Raw genomic sequence first — 12,318 nt, 5'->3', positions numbered from 1 at the left:
AGGGCGGAAGGCGCGGCCGGGAACGCGGGGGCCGTCCGGGGAACCGGCGGTGAATCCCCGGCGGACCGCTTCCGCAGCCCTTCTTCCCCCGCTCCGGAAAACCCGTCCGGAACAGCCCGCGCACGGCCCCGCACCCATTTGCACTCGGCCGAATCGCGCGCCGAACACCCCTCGGTAAGCTGACGGCATGACAGGACAAGTACGTACCGTCGACGGCCGCGTGGCCGGTCGGCGCGGCCAGGCGACGCGGCAGAAGCTGCTCGACTGCCTCAGCGAGATGCTCGGCTCCTCGCCGTACCGGGACGTCAAAGTCATCGACGTGGCCCGGAAGGCGGGCACTTCACCTGCGACCTTCTATCAGTATTTCCCGGACGTCGAGGGCGCTGTCCTGGAGATCGCCGAGGAAATGGCCAAGGATGGCGCAGGATTGTCCGAATTGGTATCGGACCGGTCCTGGGTCGGCAAGGGGGCGAAGCAGGCGTCGGAGGAGCTCGTCGAGGGCTTCCTCGACTTCTGGCGGCGCCACGACGCGATCCTGCGCGTCGTCGACCTGGGGGCCGCCGAAGGCGACAAGCGGTTCTACAAGATCCGCATGAAGATCCTCGGCTCGGTCACCGGCTCCCTCACGGACGCGGTGAAGGATCTCCAGGCCAAGGGCCGGGTCGACAAGGACGTGAACCCCGCCGCGATGGCCGGCGCGCTGGTGACGATGCTGGCGTCGGTGGCGTCGCACCAGAAGGGCTTCCAGACGTGGGGCGTCAAGCAGGCCGAACTCCGGCCGAACCTGGCGCTCTTGGTCCACCTCGGCATCACAGGCAAGAAGCCCGCGAAGTAGGGGCGCGTACGGCGCACCCGCGCACGACCCCTCCCCCGCGCTCCGGCGCGGCCCCACCCCCCGCGCTCCGGCGCACCCCGTCCGCCCGCCGCTCGGGCGCCCCGGGTACGGCACGTCCTGTCACACCGGCGGCCCGTCCCGCGACGGCCGCCGCCGGCACCCCGTACCCGGGCCCGGCCCCCTCCCGTACCGGGCGGATGATGTCCCCATGACGCACGGCGCCCACGGCACGCACGCCGCCTTCGAGTCGGCTCTCCACTCCCTGCGGGTGTGGGACGCCGATCTGCCCGCCTTCGACCCGGCGACCGCCCCGGACGACCCGCTGGACCTGTTCCGCACGTGGTTCCTCGACGCGGTGGGGGCGGGCCAGCCGGAGCCGCACACCACGCAGCTCGCCACGGCCGACGCGGACGGCCGTCCCGACGTGCGGACGGTGATGCTGCACGGCGCCGACGGGCGCGGCTGGCGGTTCGCGACGCACTCCACCAGCGCGAAGGGCCGGCAGCTCGCCGCCCGCCCGTACGCGGCGCTGCACTTCTACTGGCCGCTGCGGGGCCGCCAGGTCCGCCTGCGCGGCCCCGTCGCCGAGGGCACAGCCGAGGAGGCGTACGCCGACCTACACGCCCGTTCGACGGGTGCTCTGGCGGCGGCGCTGACGGGCCGCCAGAGCGAGCCGCTCGCCTCCCCGGAGGCCCTGGCGGAGGCGAGCGAACGGGCCTGGTCCCGGGCCGCCGCGGAGCCCGCGGCGCACGCGCCGACCTGGACGGTGTACCGCCTGGTCCCGCAGGAGGCGGAGTTCTTCCAGGGCGACGCCCGCCGCCGCCACGTCCGCCTCCGTTACCACCGCGCACCGGACGGCCCGTGGTCCCGGGGCCTGCTCTGGCCCTGACCGGCCCGCCACCGCCCGGACCGCCTGCCGGCATCCGGGCCGCGCCCACCCGGACCACCCCCCGCCGCCCGGGCCGCCCGGCGGGAGCCGCCCGGCGAGGACCGCCCGGCGAGGACCGCGGGGCAACCCGACCCGTACGGGACGACCCGCCCCGTACGGGAGGACCCAGCCCGTAAGGGAGGACCCAGCCCGTACGGGGCGGCCCAACCCGTACGAGGCAGCCCACCCCGTACGGGCCGAAGCACGGGGACGCGGACGGACCGGAGGCCGCCCGCCGGGGCCCCGTGCGGCAGCCGCCGGGATGGCCGCCACCAAGGCACGGGGGTGGCCACCGGTCGTTCCGGCGGCCACCCCCGGTTCCCGCTCCTACGGCGTCCGCGCCGGTCAGCCAGCCGCGTTGAGGACGAGCTTCGCGGTGTCGTTCGTGCTGTCCGGGTCGTTCGGGCGCGCCTCGCCCCACCCGTTGCGCAGCGTCAGCGTGCCCGTCGCGTCCGGCACGACCGTGTCGACGCGCAGGGTGAACGGGAACGTCACCGTCTGCTTCTCACCGACCCACATGGGCAGCTCGCACCGGTAGCGCGGGGCGCCGGACGGGCCCTCGTACCAGTCGCCCCCCAGCGTCTGCCCGAAGCAGTTCTCCGGCGCCCGCGTCACGGTCGCGCCCGGGGGGACGACGAAGTCGACCGAGGCGACGGGGTCGCCGGAGCGCAGGTTCGCGACCCACGCCGGACCCTGGTTGCGGAACGTCAGGTCGGCCTTGACGGTCTCGCCCGCCGCGGCGGTCAGGTCGGCGCCCAGCACGGAGAAGTCGCTCGTGTTGGCCACCTTGACGGCCCCGTAGAGGCCGTTGTCCTCCGGGGCCAGGTCCTGGACGCCGCCGCCGGGCTCGACGGTGAGGTCGAGGCGCTCGTGGAACCCGTACGGGGCGGCGGTCGCCGTCAGCGTGCGGGGCAGGGCGAAGGTGCCGCCCGGCTCGACGACGTCGTCGAAGGCGCAGTCGACCCGGCTCATCGGGACGTACCCGTCGGTCTCGTCGAGCGGCGTGGTCGTGCAGTGCGGGTCGACGGCGCCGACGTCCAGACCACGCGTGACGTACAGGGTGACGCGGACGCCGTGCGCCGCCTCGCCGCCCGCGTTGACGACGCTGAACGGCACGGACACGGTGCCGCCCGGCTGGATCTGGCCGGTCGGCACGGTGCCCCGTACGACGAGGTCGGGGCCGGAGCCGACGGTGACGGGGGTCTCCGCCTCGTGCGCGACGAGCTCGCCGACCCCGGGCTGGTCGGTGGCGGCGCGCGCCGTGTACGCGATGCGGCCGGTCGCGCCGACCGCCGCGCCCGCCGCGGCGCGGACCTGGAGGCGCACCCGCTCCCCGACCTCACCCGTCAGGGCCACCTCGGGCACGGTGCACTCGGCGGTCGTCCCGCTGGGCGTGCAGTTGTCGGGCCAGGTCACCTCGGCGACGCCGGCGAGGCCGGACACGTCGACGGTGATCCGGCCGCCGGTGACGGTGAAGTTGCCGTTGTCGTGCGACAGGCCGACCTCCACCTCCCGGTCCTGCCCGGCCTCGCCCCCGGCCCCGACGGGCACCTTCGCCTCGTACGGGGCGGCGCTGATCCACAACTGGTCGCTCTGGGGCTCCTCGGCGGCGGCGGGCACCACGGCCCCGGCGCCCACCACCCCGGCGACGACGGCGACACACAGACCGCGCGTGAGGGCACGCGCGGGGAGGGACTGGTTCATGGACATGGGGCCTTTCTGTTCACTCTGATCACTCTGTTCACGGGCAACGCACCACTACCTCGACCCGCGACCCCGCCATGAGGTTGTACGACCCAACGAACTGGGCCGGTTGGCCCCCGGGCGCCCCCAATGCCCCGTTCGAGAGGGGATGTTGACCATGTGCGGGCTGTTCCTCGGGAGGCAACCCTTCGGTAACGTGACAAGCCGTCAGCTATCCGGGTGCGGTCGGCGGGAGGCGCGCGTTGGCGGTTTCTGTGGCTGGGCTGGAGGGCCTCTTCCGGCCCCGGGGCGTGGTGCTCGTCGGGACCGGCGAGGGGCGGGAGGACGTCGTGCGGTGGGCCCTGCGGGCCGGGGCGCGGGTGTACGCGGTGCGGGGCGAACCGGGGCCCGGCGTGCGGCCCGTGGCGTCCGTCGCGGAGCTGCCGGGCGACGTGGACCTCGCCGTGGTGCTCGGCGGCGACCCGCTGCCCGCCCTCCGCCCGCTGGCCGACGCGAAAGTGCCGCTGGTCGTGGTCCTGGGGGGCTCCTCCCCCTCGGCCGACCGGCTGCGCGGTGCCGGGCCGCGGGTCCTGGGGCCCACCGGTCCCGCCCTCTTCGCGCCGCTGCGGGACGACCTCGGGGGGCCCGGCATCGCCGTGGTCGCCCGGACCGGCCCGCAGGGCCGCCCCCTGTACGCCCTCCAGGAGCTGGGCGTCCGGCTCTCCCACTGGGCGGTCACCGGCGACGAGGCCGACGTGACGGCCGCCGACCTCGTCGCGTACTACGCCGAACAGCCCGGCGTCGGTGCCATCGCCTGCCACCTCGACCGCCTCGGCGACGCCCGCGCCTTCCTGCGCGCCGCCGGCCGCGCCGCCCGCCACCGCGTCCCCGTCGTCGCCCTCACCGCCGCCGCCCCCACCACCCGGCCGGTCCTGGACGCCGCGCTGCGCCAGTACGGCGTCGTCCCGGTCGGCTCGCCCGACCAGCTCCAGGACACGGCCACGCTGCTCGCCCGCGCCCGCCCGCCCCGCGCGGAGGGCGTCGCGGTGTACGAGGAGGAGGCCACCGGCGCGGCGGCGCACTTCGCCGCGCTCGCCTCCGCCGCCGGGCTGCGGGCCTCGGCCCGTCCCGGCGACCCCCTCGACGCGCTCCTCGCCGACCCGGACGTCGGCGTCCTCGTCTGCCCCGTCCCCGCCCCGCACCCCCCGCGCACGGACCGCCTCGCGCGGGCCCTCGCCGACGCGGCGGTGGCCACCGAGAAGCCGGTGTGCGTGATCTGGGGCTCACCGGCCGGCACGGAGGCGGCGTACCGCGAGGTGCTGCTCGGCTCGTCGCGCCTCGCCGTCTTCCGCACGTTCGGCAACTGCGTCGCGGCCGTCCGCGCGTACCTCGACCACCACCGCCGCGCCGCCGCCCACCCGTCCCCCTTCGACGAACCGCCCTTCGACGAGCCGACCTTCGACGACTCGCCCACCGCCGCGCCGTCGCCCGCGCCGCCGTCGCCGTCGGCGCGCAGGGCGCGGTCCCTGCTGCGGCCGGGGCAGCGGCTGAGCGAGCACGCGGCGAAGCAACTGCTGCGGGCGTACGGCATCCGCGTACCGCGCGAGCAGTTGACGACCAGCGCGGCGGCGGCCGTCCGCGCGGCCGCCCAGATCGGGTACCCGGTGGTGATGAAGGCGTCCGCCCCGCGGCTGGCGCACCGCGGCGAGCGGGGCCTCGTCCGGGTGGGGCTCACCTCGGCGAGCCAGGTCCGCGACGCGTACCGGGAGTTCACCGAGATCGCCCGCTACGACCGCGTCGACCTGGACGGCGTCCTCGTCTGCCAGATGGTGGGGCGGGGCGCCGAGTTGGCGGTCCGCGTGGCGCACGACCCGCTGCTCGGGCCGACCGTGCGGATCGGGGCGGGCGGCGCCCCGGCGGAGGCGGGGGCGGGCACGGCCGTGCGCGTCCCGCCGTTCGGAGAGCGGGAGGCGCGGGCCATGGTGGACGAGCTGCGCGGACGGCCGCCGCTAGACGGCGTACGGGGCGGCCCGCCGGCCGACGTGGACGCGCTCGTCGAAACGGTCCTGCGCGTCCAGCGCATCGCCCTGGAACTGGGCGGCGACCTCGCGGAGCTGGACGTGGAGCCCCTCGTCGTACGGGAACGGGGCCAGGGCGCGGTCGCGCTCGGCGCGCGGGCGGTGTGCCGGCCGGACAGCCCCTGACGGCTCCGGACACCCCCTGACGGCCCCCGGCCACCGACGGCCCGGCGCGCGGGGCGACTTGGCGTGCGGGGCGGCTCGGCGCGCGGGGTGACTCGGCGCGCGGGGCGGCTCGGCGGCTCCTCGGGTGGCGGCACGCGTATGCGCGCCGCGAGCACGGCACGGCGGCCGCCACCCCGCCCGGCGCGGGCGCCGCGTTCGCGCGCGGCCGGCCGCCACCGGACCCGCGACCCGTACTCGTCAAGGGCGCGTCACGCCCTCGGCGTCCCCTCGCCACGGATCGCTGGACCCAGCGTGATCAGGACGCCCCCGCCCGTCAACAGGTATGCGCGGAAACAACCACTACGCGGTATTCGACACGGCGTGCGGGAGCTCGTACGCCCCCGGCTCGCACACCACCGGGGCGAGCGCCGGCGCACTCCGGTCCACCTCGCACCAGATGCGCTTGCCGCGGTCCTCCGGCTGCCAGCCCCACCGGTCGGCGAGCCCGTCGACCAGCTCCAGCCCCCGGCCGTGGGTGTCGGCGCAGTCGGCCCGGCGCTGCTGCGGCGGGCTGTCGCTGCGGTCCGCCACCTCGACCCGGACGGTGCCGGTGCCGGCGCCGCCCGGGCCGAACAGCAGCCGCAGCACGGCCGGGCAGCCGGTGTGCACGACGGCGTTGGTCACGAGCTCCGAGATGAGGAGCACGAGCGTGTCGACGAGCGGCTCGTCGGCCGCTATGTCGAAGCCGGCCAGCCGCGACCTCGCCCATCTGCGGGCCCGCCCCACTTCCGCGGGATCCGGCCCGATCTCCAACTGAACCTGAAGCACCTGCACCGCTCACACCATCCGAACCGGCGGACACATCGCCTCGCGCCTCACAGCGAACCTTGGGGGGCACAGCATGGTTGACGTACAGTCACCGCAACAAGCGCTTCGGGCATATTCCAGCGCGAAGGAGTACGGCTGGTGCATACTGTGCGACGCACTTTTCGCGCAGTCGAACGCGAGCACTCAGCCGCCCCAACCGCCCCACCGGCGCTCAGGCGCAACGGGCAGGCCCGTCACGCCCGTCGGGCGACGGCGGCCGTCCGGTCACGGCCCGCCCGTGGCCCGCCCGCGGCGCCGCCCTCCGTACGTCCCGCGCCCCTCACCGATCGTGACCTAGGCGGACGCGGTACGGGACACCGCCACGGCGTCCGCCGCGCCGTCCACCGCACCCCCGGGACACCCCTCCGCCGCGCCGGGCGCCCCGCCCTCCGTCGCGCCGGGCGCCGCGCCCGCCGCGGACGGCACGCCCGCCGCCGCCGGCACGTCCGGGTACACGTCGAACAGCCGGCGCACGCCGAGCGCCGCCAGCACCCGGTTGACGTGCGAGCCCTCGACCGCGCCGCGCGCCGGCAGGATCAGCCGCAACCGGCCCCGGCAGGAGTGCAGCAGCCGGCGCGCCGCTATGAGCACGCCCACGCCGCTGGAGTCGCAGAACCGCACCCCGGACAGGTCGAGCACGACGTCGTGGCGGCCGTCCGCGACCGCGTCGTGCACCCGGCGCCGGACCACCGGCGACGACACGAGGTCGAGCTCGCCGGAGATGTGGAGCACGGTCCAGGCGCCGTGCTCGGCTCGCTCCACCCTCAGCATCACGCGCTGCGACCTTTCCTCGCCGGTGCCCGAACCTTCCGGAGGACGCTCTTCCCGTCGCAGCTGCCCCATCCGCCACCGCTGAAACTCCAGACGGCGAGGACGGCGACTTCCTTACCATCGCTCCGGCCGAGATGCCAGCACTTGTCCAAAGGACGGTGTGGCGCCGGTGCTCCGCACTACATTCGAAGAATGCCCAAGGACACACCGCCCCGCTGGGACCGCAGGATGCAGCAGCGGCTGGCCCGAGGAGAGGCGGCCGCGCTCGGTGAGCTGTACGACCGCTTCGCCTCGCTCGTCCACAACACGGCCCGCCGCGTCCTGGAGGACCAGGAGGCCGCCGACCGGGTCACGCGGGAGGTGTTCGGATACGTGTGGGAGAACCCGGACGCGTACGACCCGAGGGTGGAGGGCTCGTTGCGGGCCTGGATCGCCCGGCTGGCCCGCCGCCAGGCCGTGTACCGGCTGCGCCAGAGCGGCGCGCGGGCGATCGCCGAGGGCGGGGAGGGGTCGACGGAGGAGTTGGAGCAGCGGGTGCGGCGGGCGGCTGCGGCGGCCCGCGCCGACTACATCGTCACGGCGATGCCCGCCCCGCTGCGCACGGCGCTGGAGATGGCGTACTTCCAGCGCCGGGACTACCGGCAGACCGCCGCGCACCTCGGCGTGACCGAGGACGAGGCGCGGCGCCGGTTGCGGCTGGGCCTCCAGTTGCTCTCCACGGCGCACGCGCGGCCGCTGGACGGGCCGCCGCCGGAGCCCGGAAGGCCGCCGCTGTGACCGGGCCCGTGGACGGCGGGGGCCGCGGCGGCGCGTGGAGCGGCCGGGACGGGGAGGCCCCCGGGCCGCCGCGCATACCGGCTCCCCGGCCGGCGGCGGACGACTCGGCGCACCGCGTACCGGGCCCGCCGCCCGGCCCGCCGCGGGAGCGGCGGGAGCCGCCCCCGGAGCCGCCGGCCCCGCTGCCGCACGCGATGCTGAGGTCGCTCCTCGGGGCGTGGGCGCTGACGGCCTGCTCCCCCGAGGAGACCGCCGCCGTCGAGGCGCACCTGACGGAGTGCGCGCCGTGCGCGGACGAGGCGCTGCGGTTGCGCGACGCGGTCGGGCTGCTGCACAGCGAGCGCGATCTGGACCTGGACCCGCTGCTGCGGTCGCGGGTCCTGGAGAACTGCCTGGGCCGGCGCCCCGCCCGCATCCCCGTGCCGGACTGGGCGGGCCCGTACGACGCGGAGACCGCGCGGCTGGACGCGCTGCTCCAGGACATCGGCCTCGCGGAGTGGCGCGCGCCGGTACGGCTCCGGTGGTTCGCGGACGAGCGGCAGGTGGAACGGCGGACGAACGTCACGGGCGTCATCTCCCACCTGATGGCGGTGGACGGCCTGGTCGCGGCGGCCCTGGGGCTCGACGATCCGGTGGGGACGCGCCCCGGCGCGCGGGCGCCGCACGGGCCGGCCGAGCGCACGGAGGCGTTCTGGCGCGCCCTGGAGGAGGCGGAGGTCCAGCGGTGCATGCGGGCCCCGTGGCGCGAACAGGCGCACACGCTGGTGCGGACCGTGTCGTTCGCGGGGCGCGGGGTGGCGGACCTGTCCGTGCCGTACGGGCCGTTCTCCCTGCCGCTGCGGGACGCCCTGGTGGAGCGGGCGTTCGAGTGCTGGGTGCACGCCGGGGACATCGCGTCGGCCGTGGACTACCCGTACGACCCGCCTTCCGGGGCGCATCTGCGCGGCATGATCGACCTGGCGGCCCGCCTCCTGCCGGCCGCGCTGGCCGACCGCCGCCGCGCCGGGCTCGCGGGGCCGGCCCGCACGCTCGTCGGGGCGGGCGCTCCGGGCCGGTCCCTGCGCCTGGAGGTGGAGGGGCCGGGCGGTGGCCGCTGGCACATCGCCCTGGACTCCCCGGCGGCGCTGGCCTGCCCGGAGCGGGAGGTGGCGCTCGTGGCGCTGGACGGCGTGGAGTTCTGCCAGTTGGTGGCGGGGCACGTCACGCCGGAGGAGGCGGCGGTGGGGCAGACGGGCGACCGGGAGGCCGTCAGGGAGGTCCTGTACGCCGCGGCCTCCCTGAGCCGGATGTAGCCGCCGCCCCGCGCGGGCCGTCCTCAGTCGAAGACGACCGTGCGGCTGCCGTTCAGCAGGATGCGGTGCTCCGCGTGCCACTTGACCGCGCGGGCCAGCGCCTGGCACTCGACGTCGCGTCCCAGGGCCACCAGTTGCTCGGGCGTGACCTCGTGCCCGACGCGCTCGACCTCCTGCTCGATGATCGGCCCCTCGTCGAGGTCCGCCGTCACGTAGTGGGCCGTCGCGCCGATCAGCTTCACGCCGCGCGCGTGCGCCTGGTGGTACGGCTTCGCGCCCTTGAAGCTCGGCAGGAACGAGTGGTGGATGTTGATGATCCGCCCGCTGAGCGCCTTGCACAGGTCGTCCGACAGGACCTGCATGTACCGGGCCAGCACCACCAGTTCGACGTTCTCGCCGCGCACCAGCTCCAGCAGCCGGGCCTCGGCCTCCGCCTTGGTGTCCTTCGTGACCGGGATGTGGTGGAAGGGGATGTCGTACGAGGCCACGAGCTCCGCGAAGTCCGTGTGGTTGGACACCACGGCCACGATGTCCACGGGCAGCGCGCCGATCCGCGTGCGGAACAGCAGGTCGTTCAGGCAGTGGCCGAACTTCGACACCATCAGCACGACCCGCATCCGCTCGTCGGCGCGGTGGATCCGCCAGTCCATCCCGAAGGAGTCGCCGACCGCGGCGAAGCTCGCCCGGAGCTTCTCGACGGTCACGGGCGCCTCGGCGGAGAAGTGGACCCGCATGAAGAAGAGGCCCGACCCGCGGTCTCCGAACTGCTGGCTGTCCTCGATGTTGCATCCCGTGATGAAGAGGTAGCTCGACACGGCGTGCACGATGCCCTGCTTGTCGGGGCAGGAGAGGGTGAGGACATACTGGTCGGTCATCCTGGCAGCATGCCATACGGGACGGGCGCGCACCCCGTCCGGTCCGCCAACCGGACCGACCGGCGGACCGGGCCGATCCGGTCGGGCCGACCCGGCCGGGCCACCCGGCGGGCCCGGCCGATCGGGGCCGGGGCCCCGCGGCTACGCGGCGCCCGTCAGCGTCCGCAGGGCGTGCAGGGGTCGCGGCGGCACGTCCGGGTCCTCGCCGTCGTTCGCGGAGAGCCGTACGTGGGCGTCGCGGGCGGCGTGCACGGCCTCGGGCCAGCCGGGGTGGCCCAGGTACGCGGAGACGGGCGCGTCCGGGCCGACCTGGTGCATGATCCGCAGGACCTTCAGCACGGCCAGGTCGACGAGCTGGGCCTCGCCCGAGTCGCGGAACATCGCCCCGACGTACTTCTCGGCGGACCAGTTGTCCAGCCACGTGTCCTCGACCAGCCGGTAGACGGCGTCCGTGACGTCCCCGTACCCGTCGACGCCGGCCAGCCAGCACTCCTCGTGGAACCTCGGGTCGGAGAGCATGTGCAGCGCCGAGCGCACGTTGGCGCGCCAGCGCCACCACGGCATGTCGTTGAGGGGCATGCCGCCCATGGTGGAGGAGCGACGGCTGTGACGGGAAGAGTTCATCTGCGTTCACCTTGTGGGGTCCGGTCCTGGCGGACCGGGCCCGGACGAGCCGGGGGTCGTGCGCCCCGCCGGGAGCGGAACGTACGGATCGTACGCGCTCCACCGTACGCGCCCGGCGGCCCCCGCAATTCACCTCCCCGTCACCGACCGTTGAACCACCCTCACTCCCGCGTTACCCAGGAGCGGGAAGTGTGCGTGTCCATGACCGGTAACGGCAGGCGACGCTTTGCCACCTCCCTCACGTCCAGGGCCGCGGCGGCTCTCGTCGCGGCGTCCCTCCTCACCGGCTGCGGTGCTCTCCCTGGAGCCACGGGGGGCTCCAGGGAGCCCATCACAGTGATGACCTGGGCACCCCACGACACCAAGGCGACCAACATGCCCGGCATGCCCGCGATGGCCGAGGCGTACGCGCGCTGGGCCAACGGCCAGGGCGGCCTGGCCGGGCACGAACTGCGCGTGATCACGTGCAACGAGGGCAACACCGCGGCGGGCGCAGCGGCCTGCGCCCGCCAGGCCGTCAAGGAGGGCGTGGCCGCCGTCGTCGGCTCGTACAGCCAGCACGGCCGCGCCTTCATGGCCACCCTGGAGGCGGCGAACATCCCGTACATCGGCGGCTACGGCCTGTCCGACGAGGAGTTCACCAGCTACCTCTCCTATCCCGTCAACGGCGGGCAGGTCGCCCTGCTCGCGGGGAACGGCATGCAGCTCGCCGCCTCCTGCGAGCGGGTCTCCCTGGTCCGCCCCGACACGATCGCCGGCGACTACCTGCACGCGCTGCTCAACTCGGGCCTCGCCCACGGCAAGCAGCGCGAGGCGTACGACATCCCGGCCGCCGAGGACGCCGGGGAGTACGCGGCCGTCGCCGCCCGCTCCCGGAAGCGGGCCGGCGAGGAGCGCGGCTGCGTCACCGCCGCGCTCGGCGAGCGGACCGCGCACTTCTTCGACTCGTTCCGCCGGCTCGCCCCGGACGGCCGCGACGTCCGGGTCTCGTCCGTCCTGGGCAGCGTCGACCAGTTGCTCGTCGACCGGACGGGCGGCGCGGCCGGGCCGTTCGAGGGCGCGTACATCACCGGCTGGTACCCCGACCCGGGCGACCCGCGCTGGGAGCCGATGCGGCGGGTGATCCGGGAACACGCCTTCGGGGACAACCGGATCGACCCGGCCGACGCCGGCGTGCAGACCACCTGGATCGCGTACACGGTCCTCAAGCGGGTCGTGGAGGCGATCGGCGACGAGGAGGTGACCCCCGGCAAGATCGCGTACACCCTCGACCGCGGCCTGCGGGTGGACACCGGGGGCCTCACGCCGCCGCTGCGCTGGCGGTACGAGGACATGCTCGGCACGCCCGGCTTCCCGCGGCTGGTCAACCACGAGGTGACCTTCCAGGTGGTGCGGAAGGGGCGCCTCGTCGCCCAGCGCGCCGGCTTCGTCGACGTCGGCCGGACGCTCCTCGACGCCCGCTCCTCCTGAGCCCCGCGGCCCG

General features: G+C 75.5%; 10 protein-coding genes and 1 pseudogene. 6 read left to right on the top strand and 5 right to left on the bottom strand.

What is annotated here, in order from left to right; genetic code table 11:
* Nucleotides 1-187: 187 nt before the first annotated feature.
* On the top strand, nucleotides 188-835 hold the full coding sequence (locus tag RND61_RS08675) for a TetR family transcriptional regulator (protein WP_315877226.1): 648 nt from the start codon (nucleotides 188-190) through the stop codon (nucleotides 833-835).
* Nucleotides 836-1,043: 208 nt separating this feature from the next.
* On the top strand, nucleotides 1,044-1,724 hold the full coding sequence (locus RND61_RS08670; protein WP_315877225.1) for a pyridoxine/pyridoxamine 5'-phosphate oxidase: 681 nt from the start codon (nucleotides 1,044-1,046) through the stop codon (nucleotides 1,722-1,724).
* Nucleotides 1,725-2,108: 384 nt separating this feature from the next.
* Here the strand turns inward: RND61_RS08670 and RND61_RS08665 are convergent, their stop codons facing one another.
* Complete coding sequence (locus RND61_RS08665) at nucleotides 2,109-3,473, bottom strand: hypothetical protein (RefSeq protein ID WP_315877224.1); 1,365 nt, start codon at nucleotides 3,471-3,473, stop codon at nucleotides 2,109-2,111.
* 236 nt (nucleotides 3,474-3,709) lie between these two features.
* Here RND61_RS08665 and RND61_RS08660 point away from each other — a divergent pair, with 236 nt between their 5' ends.
* A complete protein-coding gene (locus RND61_RS08660) occupies nucleotides 3,710-5,650 on the top strand; it encodes an acetate--CoA ligase family protein (RefSeq protein WP_391653096.1) in 1,941 nt (646 codons plus the stop codon).
* Nucleotides 5,651-5,989: 339 nt separating this feature from the next.
* On the opposite strand, the gene RND61_RS08655 is transcribed toward RND61_RS08660, so the two are convergent.
* A complete protein-coding gene (locus RND61_RS08655; RefSeq protein ID WP_315877222.1) occupies nucleotides 5,990-6,463 on the bottom strand; it encodes an ATP-binding protein in 474 nt (157 codons plus the stop codon).
* Between the two features lie 459 nt (nucleotides 6,464-6,922).
* Nucleotides 6,923-7,267 (bottom strand): annotated as a pseudogene (locus tag RND61_RS08650) (STAS domain-containing protein); the annotation flags it as partial.
* A gap of 192 nt (nucleotides 7,268-7,459) precedes the next feature.
* On the opposite strand from RND61_RS08650, the gene RND61_RS08645 reads away from it, so the two are divergent.
* Nucleotides 7,460-8,044 (top strand): RNA polymerase sigma factor, encoded by a 585-nt coding sequence (locus RND61_RS08645; RefSeq protein ID WP_315877221.1) that lies wholly within the window; start codon nucleotides 7,460-7,462, stop codon nucleotides 8,042-8,044.
* On the top strand, nucleotides 8,041-9,336 hold the full coding sequence (locus tag RND61_RS08640; RefSeq protein ID WP_315877220.1) for a zf-HC2 domain-containing protein: 1,296 nt from the start codon (nucleotides 8,041-8,043) through the stop codon (nucleotides 9,334-9,336). Before RND61_RS08645 ends, RND61_RS08640 begins: the two co-directional genes overlap by 4 nt.
* A 23-nt stretch (nucleotides 9,337-9,359) precedes the next feature.
* Here RND61_RS08640 and purU read toward each other — a convergent pair whose 3' ends face one another.
* Both purU and RND61_RS08630 read right to left on the bottom strand, forming a co-directional pair.
* Nucleotides 9,360-10,211, bottom strand: coding sequence for a formyltetrahydrofolate deformylase (purU, locus tag RND61_RS08635; RefSeq protein WP_315877219.1), 852 nt, complete (start codon nucleotides 10,209-10,211; stop codon nucleotides 9,360-9,362).
* A 141-nt stretch (nucleotides 10,212-10,352) separates the two neighbouring features.
* Complete coding sequence (locus RND61_RS08630) at nucleotides 10,353-10,835, bottom strand: SCO4402 family protein (protein WP_315877218.1); 483 nt, start codon at nucleotides 10,833-10,835, stop codon at nucleotides 10,353-10,355.
* Nucleotides 10,836-11,036: 201 nt separating this feature from the next.
* Here RND61_RS08630 and RND61_RS08625 point away from each other — a divergent pair, with 201 nt between their 5' ends.
* On the top strand, nucleotides 11,037-12,305 hold the full coding sequence (locus RND61_RS08625; RefSeq protein ID WP_391653112.1) for an ABC transporter substrate-binding protein: 1,269 nt from the start codon (nucleotides 11,037-11,039) through the stop codon (nucleotides 12,303-12,305).
* Nucleotides 12,306-12,318: the final 13 nt, after the last annotated feature.

Origin of the sequence: Streptomyces tamarix (assembly GCF_032423885.1) — a bacterium.
In the GTDB taxonomy this organism is placed as follows: Bacteria; Actinomycetota; Actinomycetes; order Streptomycetales; family Streptomycetaceae; genus Streptomyces; species Streptomyces tamarix.
This window is presented reverse-complemented; position numbering and strand designations above follow the sequence as displayed.